The organism is Propioniciclava sinopodophylli, from assembly GCF_004324755.1.
GTDB classification, from domain to species: domain Bacteria; phylum Actinomycetota; class Actinomycetes; order Propionibacteriales; family Propionibacteriaceae; genus Propioniciclava; species Propioniciclava sinopodophylli.
Genome location: NZ_SDMQ01000005.1, coordinates 148,024 through 162,330 on the forward strand (window position 1 = coordinate 148,024; position 14,307 = coordinate 162,330).

At 70.4% G+C, this 14,307-nt stretch carries 13 protein-coding genes; 2 read left to right on the forward strand and 11 right to left on the reverse strand.

What is annotated here, in order from left to right; translation table 11 throughout:
- The first annotated feature begins 16 nt into the window (after nt 1-16).
- Entirely contained in the window at nt 17-751 is a 735-nt protein-coding gene (locus tag ET989_RS06870; protein WP_131167801.1) for a 2,3-bisphosphoglycerate-dependent phosphoglycerate mutase, read from the forward strand.
- Between the two features lie 19 nt (nt 752-770).
- Here ET989_RS06870 and aspS read toward each other — a convergent pair whose 3' ends face one another.
- From aspS to ET989_RS06885, 3 genes are all read right to left on the reverse strand, one after another.
- Nucleotides 771-2,588 carry an aspartate--tRNA ligase gene (gene aspS / locus ET989_RS06875; RefSeq protein ID WP_131167802.1) on the reverse strand — a complete coding sequence of 606 codons (1,818 nt, stop codon included), beginning with the start codon at nt 2,586-2,588 and terminating at the stop codon, nt 771-773.
- A gap of 194 nt (nt 2,589-2,782) precedes the next feature.
- Nucleotides 2,783-4,114, reverse strand: a complete 1,332-nt coding sequence (gene hisS / locus ET989_RS06880; RefSeq protein WP_131167803.1) for a histidine--tRNA ligase — start codon at nt 4,112-4,114, stop codon at nt 2,783-2,785.
- Between the two features lie 7 nt (nt 4,115-4,121).
- A complete protein-coding gene (locus ET989_RS06885) occupies nt 4,122-4,808 on the reverse strand; it encodes an MBL fold metallo-hydrolase (protein ID WP_131167804.1) in 687 nt (228 codons plus the stop codon).
- A 65-nt stretch (nt 4,809-4,873) separates the two neighbouring features.
- Here ET989_RS06885 and ET989_RS06890 point away from each other — a divergent pair, with 65 nt between their 5' ends.
- On the forward strand, nt 4,874-6,118 hold the full coding sequence (locus tag ET989_RS06890) for a DUF349 domain-containing protein (protein WP_131167805.1): 1,245 nt from the start codon (nt 4,874-4,876) through the stop codon (nt 6,116-6,118).
- A 6-nt stretch (nt 6,119-6,124) separates the two neighbouring features.
- Here ET989_RS06890 and ET989_RS06895 read toward each other — a convergent pair whose 3' ends face one another.
- The 8 genes from ET989_RS06895 to yajC all read right to left on the reverse strand — a co-directional run bounded on the left by ET989_RS06895 (nt 6,125) and on the right by yajC (nt 14,240).
- Nucleotides 6,125-6,742, reverse strand: coding sequence for a response regulator (locus ET989_RS06895; protein ID WP_131167806.1), 618 nt, complete (start codon nt 6,740-6,742; stop codon nt 6,125-6,127).
- A complete protein-coding gene (locus ET989_RS06900; RefSeq protein WP_206662253.1) occupies nt 6,739-7,014 on the reverse strand; it encodes an ATP-binding protein in 276 nt (91 codons plus the stop codon). The genes ET989_RS06895 and ET989_RS06900 overlap by 4 nt, the downstream gene beginning before the upstream one ends.
- Before the next feature lie 116 nt (nt 7,015-7,130).
- Entirely contained in the window at nt 7,131-9,440 is a 2,310-nt protein-coding gene (locus ET989_RS06905) for a RelA/SpoT family protein (RefSeq protein WP_131167807.1), read from the reverse strand.
- Between the two features lie 30 nt (nt 9,441-9,470).
- Nucleotides 9,471-10,556, reverse strand: a complete 1,086-nt coding sequence (locus ET989_RS06910; RefSeq protein WP_131167808.1) for a potassium channel family protein — start codon at nt 10,554-10,556, stop codon at nt 9,471-9,473.
- Between the two features lie 3 nt (nt 10,557-10,559).
- Complete coding sequence (locus ET989_RS06915) at nt 10,560-11,093, reverse strand: adenine phosphoribosyltransferase (protein ID WP_131167809.1); 534 nt, start codon at nt 11,091-11,093, stop codon at nt 10,560-10,562.
- Nucleotides 11,090-12,256 (reverse strand): protein translocase subunit SecF, encoded by a 1,167-nt coding sequence (gene secF / locus ET989_RS06920; RefSeq protein WP_131167810.1) that lies wholly within the window; start codon nt 12,254-12,256, stop codon nt 11,090-11,092. Before secF ends, ET989_RS06915 begins: the two co-directional genes overlap by 4 nt.
- Nucleotides 12,256-13,734 carry a protein translocase subunit SecD gene (secD, locus tag ET989_RS06925; RefSeq protein ID WP_131167849.1) on the reverse strand — a complete coding sequence of 493 codons (1,479 nt, stop codon included), beginning with the start codon at nt 13,732-13,734 and terminating at the stop codon, nt 12,256-12,258. The genes secF and secD overlap by 1 nt, the downstream gene beginning before the upstream one ends.
- A gap of 110 nt (nt 13,735-13,844) precedes the next feature.
- Entirely contained in the window at nt 13,845-14,240 is a 396-nt protein-coding gene (gene yajC / locus ET989_RS06930) for a preprotein translocase subunit YajC (RefSeq protein ID WP_131167811.1), read from the reverse strand.
- Nucleotides 14,241-14,307: the final 67 nt, after the last annotated feature.

Sequence of the window (14,307 nt, forward strand, 5' to 3'; positions counted from 1 at the left end):
GTGGCACAATCCGGGGATGGGCACCCTGATGCTGCTGCGCCACGGCGAGACGACCTTCAACGCCGCGCGGGTGTTCACCGGGTTGCTGGACGCCCCGCTCGCCCCGACCGGAGAGGCCCAGGTGGAGGTCGCCGCGGACCTCCTCCGCGCCGAGGGGCTCGTGCCCGACCTCGTGTGGCAGTCGACGATGCTGCGGGCGTCCCGCACGACCGAGCTGCTGCTCGGCCACCTCGGGATCGACCTCGAGGTGCGCTCCACGTGGCGGCTGGTCGAGCGCGCCTACGGGTGCCTCACCAACGTCTCCAAGCACGACGCACGCCTGCGGTTCGGCGAGGAGGCCTTCTTCACATGGCGCCGGACGCTGCACGGGCGCCCGCCCGCGGCGTCGCCCGAGCAGGTCGCGGGCTGGGTCGACCCGGCCCCGGTCGCCGACCGTGGCCCTCTGGACGCCGGCGTCGGCGAGTCGCTGGTCGACGTGGTCGAGCGCATCACGTCCTGGTGGGTCGATGACCTCGAGCCCGCCCTGGCGGGCGGGGCCACGGTGTTCGTCGTCGCCCACGGCAACACGCTGCGCGCCCTGGCGGCGCTGGTGGCGGGCCTGACCGACGAGCAGGTGGAGCGGCTCAACATCCCGGCCGGGCACCCGCTGGTCATGTCCTACGCCGACGGACGCCTCGGCGCGGCCCGCTACCTCGACACGGACGCCGCGCACGTGGCGGCGGCGATCGTCGCCGCGGAGGGCGGCACCTAGCCGCCCCCCGGGTCACGACTCAGGCCTGGGCGGCCTCGGGAGCCTTGCCTTCGGCCTTGGCCTCGGAGGGCTTCGGCTTGAAGTCCACGCCGGCCTCCTTGCGCTGCTGCGCCGAGATGGGCGCGGGCGCCTCGGTCAGAGGGTCGAACCCGCCGCCCGACTTCGGGAAGGCGATGACGTCGCGGATCGTGTCGAAGCCCCCGAGCAGCATGACGAGGCGGTCGAGGCCGAAGGCGATGCCGCCGTGGGGCGGGGCGCCGTAGGCGAAAGCGTCCAGCAGGAAGCCGAACTTCTCCTGCGCCTCCTCGTCGGAGAGCCCCATCACCTTGAACACGCGCTCCTGCACGTCTCGGCGGTGGATACGGATCGAGCCGCCACCGATCTCGTTGCCGTTGGCGACGAAGTCATAGCCGTACGACAGCGCCGAGCCGGGATCGGTGTCGAAGGTCTCCAGAGACTCGGGCTTGGGCGAGGTGAAGGCGTGGTGCACCGCGGCCCACTTGCCCTCGGCGATCGCGACGTCGCCGGAAGCCACGGCGTCCTCGCGCGACTTGAACATGGGGGCGTCCACGACCCAGAGGAACGACCACGCGTCCTCGTCGATCTGGCCGGTGCGGCGGCCGATCTCCAGTCGGGCGGCACCCAGCAGCTCTTGGGTGGTCTCGCGCGCGCCGGCCCCGAAGAAGATCGCGTCGCCCGGCTGGGCACCCATGGCGGCGGCGAGGCCGTCGCGCTCGGCGTCCGTGATGTTCTTGGCGACCGGGCCGCCCAAGGTGCCGTCCTCGCCGATGGTGACGTAGGCCAGGCCCTTGGCGCCGCGCTGCTTGGCCCACTCCTGCCAGGCGTCGAACTGGCGACGCGGCTGGGATGCCCCGCCGGGCATGACCACTCCGCCGACGTAGGGGGCCTGGAACACGCGGAAGGGCGTGTCGGCAAAATAGTCGGTCAGCTCGCGGATCTTGTTGTCGAAGCGCAGGTCGGGCTTGTCGGAGCCGTAGTTGTCCATGGCGTCGTGCCAGGTCATCCGCGGCAGCGGAAGCTGCATCTCGACCCCGATGAGCCTCCAGCACGCGGCCATGACCTCTTCGGCCAGGGCGATCACGTCGTCCTGGTCGACGAAGCTCATCTCGATGTCCAGCTGGGTGAACTCGGGCTGGCGGTCGGCGCGGAAGTCCTCGTCGCGGTAGCAGCGGGCGATCTGGTAGTAGCGCTCCATGCCGGCGACCATGAGCAGCTGCTTGAAGAGCTGCGGGCTCTGCGGCAGGGCGTACCACTTGCCCGGGTGCAGGCGGGCCGGCACGACGAAGTCACGGGCGCCCTCGGGCGTCGAGCGGGTCAGCGTCGGGGTCTCGACGTCGTAGAAGTCACGGCCGTCGAGCACCTCGCGGATCGCGCGGGTCACCTTCGAGCGCAGCACGAGGGCCTCGTGCTGGCGCGGACGCCGCAGGTCGAGGTAGCGGTGCTTGAGCCGGGCATCCTCGCCGACGGTGGTGCGCTCGTCGATCTGGAACGGCAGCGGCGCGGCGGGGTTCAGCACCTCGAGGGTGCGGATGGCCACCTCGACCTCGCCGGTGGCGATGTTGGGGTTGACGTTCTCGGGGGTGCGCGCGTCGACGACGCCGGTCACCGTGATGCAGAACTCGTTGCGCAGGTCGTGGATCCCCGCCTGCTCGAGGTACTCGTCACGGACGACCACCTGGCAGATGCCGGAGGCGTCGCGGAGGTCGATGAAGGCCACCCCGCCGTGGTCGCGCCGCTTGGCGACCCATCCTGCGAGGGTGACGGTCTGGCCCACGTCGCTCGAGCGGAGCTGTCCGGCCTGGTGCGTGCGCAACATGCTGCGTGATTCCCTTCTTGCCCCCGCATGGACGGTACGGGGCGCGTGGGGGTGATTGTACGCACTGCGGCGACGACGCGCCGCGCCGCGGCCGCGACGGTCTCGCTCGTGGATGCCATGAAAACCGCGCTCTAGATGACCCCCGGTGTGATCGACGACGTGGACGTCTACGTCGACGCGGCGACGGGCGAGATTCAGGCCTGACGACCGACGCCCGGGAGCAGGTCGGCCGCCGGCGGCGTCCAGATCGTGGGGTCGGCCGCGACCTGCTCGCCGGAGCGGATGTCCTTGACCGAGCCGTCGGAGAACCACACGTACGGGATGCCGCGCCGGTCGGCGTAGCGGATCTGCTTGCCGAACTTGTCGGCCTTGGGCGCCACCTCGGTCGGGATGCCGCGGGCCCGGAGCTGCGCGGCCACGCCCAGGGCGGCGCCGCGGGTCTCCTCGGCGTCCACCGCGACGAGGACGCAGGTCGGCACCGACCGCGACGCCACGAGCTGGCCGCGGGCGATCAGCGGCGCGAGGATGCGCGTGACGCCCACGGAGATGCCGACGCCCGGCCAGGTGCGCTTGCCGTCGGTGGCCAGCGCGTCGTACCGCCCGCCGGAGCAGATCGAGCCCAGCGATTCGAAGCCGGCCATCTCTGTCTCGTACACGGTGCCGGTGTAGTAGTCGAGCCCGCGGGCGATCTTGAGGTCGGCGACGAGACGCCCGGGCACGGCTGCCGCGGCGGCGGTGACGACCTCGGCCAGCGAGACGAGCCCCTCCTCCAGCAGCGGGTGCTCCACGCCCAGGGCGCGGACGCGCTCCACGAACGAGGTGTCGGCCGACTGGATGGTGGCCAGCGCCAGGCATTTGTCGGCCGCCTCGCCGCTCATGCCGAGCTCGTCGACCAGGAGGGCGCGGACGGCGTCCGGCCCGATCTTGTCGAGCTTGTCGACGCGCTGCAGCACCGCCATGTGGTCCTCGACGCCCAGGCCGCGGTAGAAGCCCTCGGCGAGCTTGCGGTTGTTGACGTGCATGACGACCGGCGGCAGCCCGAACTCGGTGTGGAGGCGCTCGAGGGCCTCCAGCATGACCACCGCCACCTCGATGTCGTGATGGGCGGCGAGCGTGTTCTCGCCGACGATGTCGATGTCGGCTTGGCAGAACTCACGGTAGCGGCCCTCCTGCGGGCGCTCGCCCCGCCACACTTTCTGGATCTGATAGCGGCGGAAGGGGAACGCGAGGTGCCCGGCGTTCTCCTGCACGTAGCGGGCGAAGGGCACGGTCAGGTCGAAGTGCAGGCCCAGGTCGTCACCGGACGCCGCGCCCGCCGGGTCGGCGTGCAGCCGTCGGACGACGTAGACCTCCTTGGTGATGTCGCCCTTACGGGTCAGGGCGTCCATCGTCTCGACCGCACGCGTCTCGACGGACGCGAAGCCGTGCAGCTCGAACGTCTGCCGCAGGGAGTCGAGGACGGCCTGCTCCACGATCCGGCCGTTCGGCAGGAACTCGGGGAAGCCGGACAGGGGCTTGGGTCGCATGGTCACCTCAGCGGAGATAGGAGTCTTGCAGGTACGGGTTGGTGGCACGCTCGCGGGCCATCGTGGTCTCGGGGCCGTGCCCGGGCAGCAGCGCCGCCGTGTCCGGCAGCACCAGGATGATGTCGCGCAGCGTCGCGCGCATGGCGTCGTCGTCGCCGCCGGGCAGGTCCGTGCGGCCGATCGACCCGGCGAAGACCACGTCGCCGGTGAAGATGAGCTCGGTCAGCTCGGGCGCCTGCGGGAGCGGCTCGGGCAGCCCCACGCGCCACAGCAGGCAGCCCGGGCGGTGCCCGGGAGCCACCTCGGTGGTGAACGCGATGCCGGCGAGCTCCAGCGCCTCACCGCCGACGAGTTCGCGGACGTGGGCCGGCTCCACGTGGTTGACCCCGAAGCGCTCGATGATCTGGGCGGCGATGTCGCCCAGCAGGCTCGGGTCGAACAGTTCGCGGTCCTCGGCGTGAATGTAGGCCGGCACGCCATAGTGGTCGGCGACATCAGCCGCCCCGCCCACGTGGTCGGGGTGGCCGTGGGTGAGCACGACGGCCTCCACCTGCAGGCCGCGCTGGTCCACGATCTGCTTGACGCCGTCGAAGGCGTTCACGCCCGGGTCGACCACCACGCAGCGCCGCCCGTCGAGGGAAAGGACGTAGCAGTTGGCCTGGAACGGGCCGGCCGGGAACGAGGTCAGGAACACGTTGTTCACCTTATCGCCGGACGCCGCTACGCACGGCGTCCCGGTTTTCGGGCAAGATGGAGCCCATGACTGACTCTGCAGGTCCGGCCAGCTTCGGTCGTGTCGATCCCGATGGCACCGTCTACGTGACCACGGGTGAGGGCGAACGGGCGGTCGGTCAGGTTCCCGACGTGTCCCCCGACGAGGCGCTCGCCTTCTTCGTCCGGCGCTATGAGGCCCTCGAGCTGGAGGTGGCGCTGCTCGAGCAGCGCCTGAACTCCGGTGCGGTCTCCCCCGACGACGCGCGCCACACGATCAAGAACCTCCGCAAGTCGGTCTCCGAGGCCAACGCGGTGGGCGACCTCGCCGCCCTGGAGACCCGGCTCGAGGCCCTGCAGCCCCGGCTGGCCGAGGCGTCCGAAGCCCGCAAGGCCGAGCGTGCCAAGCAGCACGAGGCCACCCGCGAGGCCAAGGAGGCCATGGTCGGCGAGGCCGAGGCGCTGGCGTCCGGCAACGACTGGCGCGGCGGGGTCAACCGCTTCCGGCAGCTGCTGGAGGAGTGGAAGGCGCTCCCCCGCATCGACCGCGCCATCGATGACGAGCTGTGGCACCGCTTCAGCTCCGCGCGCACCACGTACACGCGCCGCCGCAAGGCGCAGTTCTCCGAGCAGTCCGCCAAGTGGGGCGGGGCGAAGGCCACGAAGGAGCAGATCATCGCCGAGGCCCGCGAACTCGCGGACTCGACCGACTGGGGCCCCACCTCGGGTGCGTTCCGCGACCTGATGACCCGCTGGAAGGCCGCCGGGTCCGCCGCGCGCGAGGACGACAACAAGCTGTGGGCCGAGTTCCGCGGCATCCAGGACCAGTTCTTCAACGCCCGCACCGCCGCCCAGTCGGCGCAGGACGAGGAGTTCTCCGGCAATCTGATCGCCAAGGAAGAGCTGCTCACCCGGGCGGAGGCCGAGATCCTCCCGGTGACCGACCACGCCCAGGCACGCACCCAGTTCCGCCAGTTCCTGGCCCAGTACAACGAGCTCGGCAAGGTGCCCCGCGATGCCATGCGCGGCCTCGACAACCGCGTCCGCGCGATCGAACAGGCCGTTCGCAAGGCCGAGGAGGACGAGTGGAAGCGGACCGACCCCGAGGCGCGCCGGCGCGCTGAGGAGACGGTCGCCATGCTCGGCGCCGAGATCGCCAAGCTGGCCGCCAAGGTCGAGAAGGCCGAGGCCCGCGGCGACAAGCAGGCCGCCAAGAAGGCCCAGGACTCGATCGCGACCTATCAGACCTGGCTCGACCAGGCGAAGGCCACGCTGGCCGACTTCACCCGCTGAGGTCGCCTACCGGATGATCCCCGCCTGCCGGGCCGCGGCCACCGCCGCGGTCCGGTTGTCCACGCGCAGCTTCTCGTAGACGTGGCCGAGGTGCGTCTTCACCGTCGCCTCCGACAGGAACAGCCGGCGTGCGATCTGGCGGTTGGCCAGCCCTTCGGCCAGCAGCGCCACGACCTCGCGCTCCCGTTCGGTGAGCTCGTTCGGTGGCGCGACGACCCGGCGCGCGAGGCGTCCGGCGACGGCGGGGGCGAAGACGGCCTCGCCGCGTGCGGCGGCCTCGACTGCGGCCCCGAGTGCCTCGGGGGTGGCGTCCTTGAGCAGGTAGCCCGCGGCCCCCGCCTCGATTGCGGCGACGATGTCGGCATCGGTGTCGTAGGTGGTCAGGATCAGCACCCGCGCGCGCGGGTCGCGGCGCAGCAGCTCGCGGGTCACGGCGACGCCGTTGTCGGCGCCCAGCTGGAGGTCCATGAGGACGACATCGGGGCGCTCCCGGCCAACGACCGCCAGCGCGGCGGAGCCGTCACCGGCCTCCCCCACGACCTCGATCCCCGGCCGCGTGGCGAGCAGGGCCGTGAGGCCCGCGCGCACGACCGGGTGGTCGTCCACGATCACGACAGTGGTCATGCTCCCCCTCCCAGCGGCACCGAAGCTGCGACCGCGGTCCCCTCACCCGGCGCCGACTCGACGCCCAGGGTCCCGCCCAACGCGGCCAGGCGCTCGCGCATGGCGCGCAGGCCGAAGCCGCCGGCGTCCGTTGACTGGGGGGTGGCGGCGGGGTCGAAGCCGCTCCCGTCATCGACGACGTCCACAAGCAGTTCGTCGGGCGCGTAGCTCAGCGACACCACGACCCGCGTGGCGAGCGCGTGCTGCCGCACGTTGGCCAGCGCCCCCTGCACCAACCGCCTCGGACGCCAACCGCTCCAGCAGGCGGCGCACGGCCGCGGGCAGGGGCGCGTCTTCGAGCTGGGCCGGGCCGTACTTCACGGGCATGGCCAGCGCCATGATGCGTTGATCAGCCAGGCTTGACCCGGCTGACCTCGTACACGCCGGGGACGCGCTGCAGGCTCCGCAGCACCGTGTCGAGGTGCCGCGGGTCGGGCGTCTGGAACGTCAGCCGCATCGTGAACACGTGGTCCTTGGAAGCGTTGGCACTCACCGAGACGATGCTCATGTGCAGGTCGCTGAGAACCCGGGTGACGTCGCTGAGCATGCCCCCGCGGTCGATGCCCTCGAGCTGCACCGCGACGAGGAAGGCGGCGTCCGCGCTCGGCGCCCACGAGACCGGCACCAGCCGCTCCGGGTAGCGCTTGAGGGAGTCGACGTTCGTGCAGTCCTCGCGGTGCACCGAGATGCCCTCGCTGCGCGTCACGAAGCCAAGGATGGGGTCGCCCGGCACCGGCAGGCAGCACTTGGCGAGCTTGGTGTACATGTCGGGGTCGCCGTCGACGACGACGCCGGAGTGGTCGCGCGGCAGCTTGCGCATGGGGCGCACGAGCAGGGCCTCGTCCACCAGGGACGCCTCGGCCACTGCCTCTCCCCCGCCGATGGTCTGGACGATCTGCGCCACGACGGCCTGGGGGCCAACCGTGCCCTCGCCGATCGCGGCCCAGAGGCTGGGCACGTCGGAGACGTGGAAGTGCTGCACCAGCCCGGCGAGCACCTCCGGGGTGAGCAGGCGCGAAGCGACGTGCGCACGCCGCATCTGCTTGCTGAGCATCTCCTTGCCGTGTTCGATCGCCTCGTCGCGGCGCTCGCGTGTGAAGTGCTGGCGGATCTTCGAGCGGGCCCTGGGCGTCTTGACGAAGCTCAGCCAGTCGCGGCTCGGTCCGGCGTTCTGGGCCTTGGACGTGATGATGTCCACGACCATGCCCATCTCGAGATGCGAGTCCAGCGGCACGAGCTTGCCGTTGACGCGCGCCCCGATGCAGCGGTGGCCGACCTCGGTGTGGATCGCGTAGGCGAAGTCGACGGGCGTGGAGCCGGCAGGCAGCGAGATGACGTCACCCTTGGGCGAGAAGACGAAGACCTCGTTCTTGGCGATCTCCTCCGTGAAGGTGTCGAGGAACTCGCCGGAATCCTCGGTCTCCTTCTGCCACTCCGAGATCGACTGCACCCAGTTGATCTGGTCGCCGGCGGACTTGCCCTCCTTGTAGCGCCAGTGGGCGGCCACGCCGAACTCGGCCTGCCGGTGCATCTCGTGGGTGCGGATCTGCAACTCCACCGGCTTGCCGCCCGGCCCCAACACCGTGGTGTGCAGCGACTGGTACAGGTTGAACTTCGGCATCGCGATGTAGTCCTTGAACCGCCCCGGCAGCGGACGCCACCGGGCGTGCAGGACTCCGAGCACGTCATAGCACTCGCGCTTGGTCTCGACGAGGATGCGCAGGCCGACCAGGTCGTAGATGTCGTAGAAGTCCCGGCCCCGGACCATCATCTTTTGGTAGATCGAATAGTAGTGCTTCGGCCGGCCGTACACCGTCGCCTTGATCTTCTCGGCCGCCAGGTCCTCGCGCACCTGGGTGATGACGGTGCCGAGGTACTGGTCGCGCAGTGGCGCCCGCTCGGCGACCAGCTTCACGATCTCGGAGTAGATCTTGGGCTCCAGCACGGAGAACGACAGGTCCTCCAGCTCCCACTTGATCGCGTTCATGCCCAGGCGGTGGGCCAGTGGGGCGTAGATCTCCAGGGTGTCGCGCGCGATCCGGGCCTGCTTGTCCTGCCGCAGCGAGGAGATCGTGCGCATGTTGTGCAGGCGGTCGCCGAGCTTGATGACCAGCACGCGGATGTCGCGGGCCATCGCGACGACCATCTTGCGGATCGTCTCGGCCTTCGCGGACTCGCCGTAGACCATCTTGTCGAGCTTGGTGACGCCGTCGACCATCGTGGCGACTTCCTCGCCGAAGTCGGCCGTCAGCTGGGCCAGCGTGTAGCCCGTGTCCTCCACCGTGTCGTGCAGCAGCGCGGCGCAGATCGTGGACTCGGTCAGCCCCAGGCCGGCGAGGATCGTCGCGACCGCCAACGGGTGCGTGATGTAGGAGTCACCGCTCTTGCGAGTCTGCCCCTCGTGGTAGTGCTCGGCCGTGCGGTAGGCGCGCTCGATCAGCGCCGTGTCGACCTTGGCGTGGTGCTGGCGCATCGCCGAGAACAGCGGATCGAGGGCGGCGGCGGTGGACGGCTTCTGCGAGCCGAGCAGGGCGAGCATGCGCCGGACGCTGCGACGCGGCTGGTCGGGGACGGCTGGGACGGGGGCCGGGGCGTCCGGCACCGAGGGGACGCGTGGGTCGTACGGCGCGCTGGCGGGCTGGCTGGTGGTTTCGCTCATGCCCTCACCTCCCGTCATGGTGGACCGAGTCTAGCGCCGCGTGCCCGGTTCGGTTTCGGTGCCCGGCCGAGGGCGTGGCTTGCGGCTCGGCCGGACGACCACGAGCTCGTCACCGGTCTTGAGCGTGGCCACGCTCGGGTCGAAGAAGCGACGCAGGAGGCCGCCCCGGACCACGCCGAGCACCCGCTCGCCGGAGATCTCCTGCGTGCTGTGGCCCACCTCGTCCGGCGCGACGAGGCGCTGGGCGATGTCGAGGCCCTCGCCGTAGCTGAGCAGGTCCTCCATCGTGGCGCCGAGGTCGGGGCTCACCGCCGACAGGCCGACCAGGCGGCCCACGGCGTCCGAGCTCGTGACGACGCCGTCGGCGCCAGACTGTCGCAGCAGCGAGACGTTTTCCTCCGCACGGACGGCCGCGACGATGTGCGCGTGCGGGTTCAGCTGGCGCGCGGTCAGCGTGGCCAGGATGGCCGTGTCGTCGCGGTTGACGGTGATGACGATGTGCTTGGCCTTGGGCACCTCGGCACGGCGCAACAGTTCGCGTGAGGTGGCGTCGCCAAGGAAGGCGGCCATCCCGTTCCGGTTGGCCTCGTCGACGGCGGCCTGGCTGGAGTCGACGACGACGATGCGGTCCGGCTCGGCGCCGTTGCGCAGCAGGGTTGCCAGGGCGCTGCGCCCCATGGTGCCGTAGCCCAGGACGACGGTGTGGTTGCGCATCTTCTTCCTCCAGCGGGTGTCGACGATGGCCCGGCGGCCTTCGTTCGCGAGCACCTCGAGCGTCGTGCCGACCAGCAGGATCAGGAACGCGATGCGCAGCGGCGTGACGAGCATCGCGTTGAGCAGGCGCGCATGGTCGGAGACCGGGGTGATGTCGCCGTAGCCGGTCGTGGTGACCGTGACCGTGGCGTAGTAGAGGGCGTCGATGAGGCTGACGCCGTCGTTGTTGACGTTGTCGCGGTAGCTGGCGTGGTCGAGCCAGACGATGAGCGTGTTCAGCGCGATGATGCCGAGCGCCAGCAGGGCGCGACGGACCAGCTCACGGAACGGGTCCGCGGCGACCGTCGGCAGACTGACGAGGGCCTGGTAGCCCCACAGTGACTGCGACGAGCGCTCGGCCATCGTTCAGACCGTGACGACGGCGGACAGGGTGCCGGCGCCCAGCTCGACCAGGCGCCCTCGGCCCTCGAGGAAGCCCAACTCCATCAGGACAGCGACGTGCACCAGCTCGGCGCCCTGGCCCTTGATCAGGGCGGCGGTGGCCCCCACGGTCCCGCCGGTGGCGAGCACGTCGTCGATGACCATGACGCGGGCACCGGGCCAGAGGGCGTCGGTGTGGATTGTGAGGGTCTCGTGCCCGTACTCCAGCGCGAAGCTCTGCTCGTGCACCTTGCCGGGCAGCTTGCCGGGCTTGCGGACGGGCACGAAGCCGGCGCCCAGTTTGAGGGCGACCGGCGCGGCGAAGATGAAGCCGCGCGCCTCCATGCCGACCACGATGTCGATCGGGCCCGGGGCGAGCGCCACGAGCTCGTCGACGGCCGCCGCGAAGCCTCGCGGGTCCGCCAGCAGCGGCGTGATGTCCTTGAACACCACGCCCGGCTTGGGCCAGTCGGGGACGTCCCGGATCAGGTCCAGGATCAGCTGCTGGTTGGCGTTCATCGGGTGTCGTTCCTACGGTCGGCGCGGGTGGTGTGGCGGGGCTGCTGACGCGGGCCCAGGTCCTGCGGGCGGACCGCACCGAGCGCGGCCGGGTCGATGGGGGCATCACCGGCGCGGGTGACCAGGGGCGTACCGGTGGTGACCTGGACGGGGGTGGCCTCGCCTGCCGCGGCCTCGCGGGGGGCCTTGCTCGCCCGCTTGGCCACGCGCTTGTCGTGGGCCTGGATCTCGGGCTCGCGCTGCTTCATCTGGGCGAACATCGGCGCCGCCAGGAAGAGCGAGGAGTAGGCGCCAGCGATCATGCCGACGAACATCGCCAGGCCGAGGTCCTTCAGCGGGCCGGTGCCCAGGATGAACACGCCGGCGAACAAGATCGCGGCGACCGGCAGGACGCCGATGACCGTGGTGTTGATCGAGCGGACGAGCACCTGGTTGACCGCCAGGTTGACCAGCTGGCCGAAGGTGCGGTTCTGCTTGGGCAGGTCGGCGGTGTTGTCGCGGACCTTGTCGAAGACCACCACCGTGTCATACAGCGAGTAGCCCAGGATGCTCAGGACGCCGATCAGGGTGGCCGGCGTGAACGAGAACTGGAGCAGCGCGTAGGTGCCCACGGTCAGGATCAGGTCGTGCAGCAGCGCGACGAGGGCCGCCACCGACATCTTCCAGTTGCGGAAGTAGAGGGCGATCATCAGGGCGACCAGGGCGAGGAAGACCACGAGCGCGATCAGGCCCTGCTGGGTGATCTGCTGGCCCCAGTACGGGCCGATGAGGTTGTTGGTGACCTCCTCGGTCGGCACGCCCGCCTTCTCAGCGAGCTTGGCCGTCATGGTGGTGATCTCCTCGGCGGACAGGGCGCGCACCTGGACGCGGACCTGGTTGTCGCCGATGGTGTTGACCTTGATGTCGCCCAGGTCGGCCACGCCGCTGTCCTGGGCGGCCTTGCGGTAGTCGTCGATCGAGGTCGAGGTCACCTGGGTCGGCACGGTGAACTCCGAGCCGCCGGTGAAGTCGATCGACAGGTTGAGCCCGCGGATCGCGATGGTCAGCACGCACAGGGCGACGATGACCGCCGAGACCGCGTACCAGAGCTTGCGCTTGCCGACGAAGTCGTAGGAGACATCGCCGGTGTAGAGCCGGTGCGCCAGGCTCTGCTTGGTGCTCATCAGGCCTCCTTGGGGGCGCCGGCGCGAAGGCGGCGGATCGGGGAACGGCGCTGGACACCCATGTGCTCGGCCTCGAAGCCGGAGAACCTGCGGCCCTCTCCGAAGTACTTCGTGCGGCCGAGCAGGGTGACCAGAGGCTTGGTGAAGAAGAAGACGATCGCGATGTCGATCAGCGTGGTCAGGCCGAGCGTGAACGCGAAGCCCTTCACCGAGCCGATGGCGAGCGCGAACAGGACGACGGCCGACAGCAGAGACACGGCGTCGGCGATGAGGATCGTCCTGCGCGAGCCCAGCCAGCCGGTCTCGATCGCGGTGCGCAGCGAGCGGCCCTCGCGAACCTCGTCGCGGATGCGTTCGAAGTAGATGATGAACGAGTCCGCCGTCATGCCGATGGCGACGATGGCGCCTGCGATGCCGGGCAGGTTGAGCGCGAAGCCCATGCCCTCACCCAGCAGCACCATGACCTGGTAGGTCAGCACGGCCGCCAGCACCAGCGAGGCGATGACGACCACCGACAGGGCCCGGTAGTAGACCACCGAGTAGATCAGCACCAGCGCCAAGCCGATGAGGCCGGCGATGATGCCGCCGCGCAGCTGTTCGCCGCCCAGCGTCGGGGAGACGTTGGAGACCTCGGACAGGTCGAAGGCCAGCGGCAGCGAGCCGTACTTGAGGACGTTGGCCAGGTCGGTGGCCGACTCCTGGGTGAAGCTGCCCGAGATCTGCGCCTCGCCACCGGGGATGGCGCGCTCGACGCTCGGGTAGGTGATCACGTCGCCGTCGAGCACGATCGCGAACGTGTTCTGCGGCGACTCCTTCTGCGCCAGGGCGCCGGTGACCTTCTCAAAGATCGCGCCGCCCTCGGAGTTCAGGGACAGCGTCACGATCCAGTTGACGCCGCCCTGCGGGATGCCCGCGGCCGCGTCGGTCAGCATGTCGCCGTCGATGACCGCCGGGTACAGCAGGAACTTCATGGTCTGGTCGCGGTCACAGGTGATCAGAACCTGGTCGTCGACGTCGGGGAAGTCCTGGCCGCACTGGTAGGCCTCGAAGTCGGCGAGGTCGCGGGCGGACGGTTGCCAGGCGAGCACCTCGTCCACCGTCGGCCTGGTCTCCCCGGCCGTGGTCGGGCGCGGGTCGGGCGGCGGGAGCGGGAGGCCCGAGCTGGCGCCGGGCACGGCCTGCTGAGCGGCGTACACGGGACGGAACTTCAGCTGGGCGGTCTGGCCGACCATCTCCTGCAGCTGGGCGGGGGCGACGTTGGGCACCGAGACGGTGATCTGGTTGTTGCCTACCACCGCGACCTCGGACTCACCGACGCCGATCGAGTCGACGCGCTGCTGGATGATCGTGCGCGCCTGGTCGAGGCTGGCGGGGTCCACCGCGCCGGCGCCGGTGGTGTTCCGGGCCGTCAGGGTGATGGTGGTGCCGCCGCGCAGATCGAGGCCCAGCTTGGGCGCCCACGAGTTGGCCAGCGCCATGATGCCGAACAGCGCCAGCACCACGGAGAAGAGAACGATCAGGGTGCGCACGGGGCGCTGCTTGGTCCTGCTCTCGGTTGCCACGGGACTCAGTTCTTCCGGGACGTGGGTCAGTTGGTCTTGGTGTCGGGGTCGAGCGGGCGCTCAGGGTCGAACACCGGGCCGTCCAGCGGCTCGGTGGTCAGCTCGGCGGCCACGTCGGCGTCCTCGTCGTCGTACTCGAACTCCTCCTCGGCGGCGTCCACGGTGCGCATGATCGCCTGCTTGAGGATGGTCATCTCCACCCCGGGCGAGATCTCGACGACCGCGGTGCGCTCCCCCAGCTCGCGGATGGTGGCCATCACGCCGGCGGTGGTCATGACGCGCGTGCCCGGGCCGAGGTTGCTCACGAGTTCCTGCTGGGCCTTCTGCTTGCGCTGGGCCGGACGGATGAGCAGCAGCCAGAAGGCCAGGCCCATCACGGCGAGCATCAGCAGCGTGGACAGCATCGAGTTGTCGGCAGGCATGTTCTTGTACTAATCCTTCGGTGATTGGGGCGCGGGGGCACCATACGGTACGCCGCAGGAGAAGAGA

Excerpts from the sequence above, each read along its gene's own strand:
- aspS (WP_131167802.1), bottom strand. The coding sequence starts at position 2,588 with ATGTTGCGCACGCACCAGGCCGGACAGCTCCGCTCGAGCGACGTGGGC.
- ET989_RS06915 (WP_131167809.1), bottom strand. The coding sequence starts at position 11,093 with ATGAACGCCAACCAGCAGCTGATCCTGGACCTGATCCGGGACGTCCCC.
- ET989_RS06870 (WP_131167801.1), top strand. The coding sequence starts at position 17 with ATGGGCACCCTGATGCTGCTGCGCCACGGCGAGACGACCTTCAACGCC.
- ET989_RS06910 (WP_131167808.1), bottom strand. The coding sequence starts at position 10,556 with ATGGCCGAGCGCTCGTCGCAGTCACTGTGGGGCTACCAGGCCCTCGTC.
- ET989_RS06905 (WP_131167807.1), bottom strand. The coding sequence starts at position 9,440 with ATGAGCGAAACCACCAGCCAGCCCGCCAGCGCGCCGTACGACCCACGC.
- ET989_RS06890 (WP_131167805.1), top strand. The coding sequence starts at position 4,874 with ATGACTGACTCTGCAGGTCCGGCCAGCTTCGGTCGTGTCGATCCCGAT.
- ET989_RS06895 (WP_131167806.1), bottom strand. The coding sequence starts at position 6,742 with ATGACCACTGTCGTGATCGTGGACGACCACCCGGTCGTGCGCGCGGGC.
- secD (WP_131167849.1), bottom strand. The coding sequence starts at position 13,734 with ATGGCGCTGGCCAACTCGTGGGCGCCCAAGCTGGGCCTCGATCTGCGC.
- secF (WP_131167810.1), bottom strand. The coding sequence starts at position 12,256 with ATGAGCACCAAGCAGAGCCTGGCGCACCGGCTCTACACCGGCGATGTC.
- yajC (WP_131167811.1), bottom strand. The coding sequence starts at position 14,240 with ATGCCTGCCGACAACTCGATGCTGTCCACGCTGCTGATGCTCGCCGTG.
- hisS (WP_131167803.1), bottom strand. The coding sequence starts at position 4,114 with ATGCGACCCAAGCCCCTGTCCGGCTTCCCCGAGTTCCTGCCGAACGGC.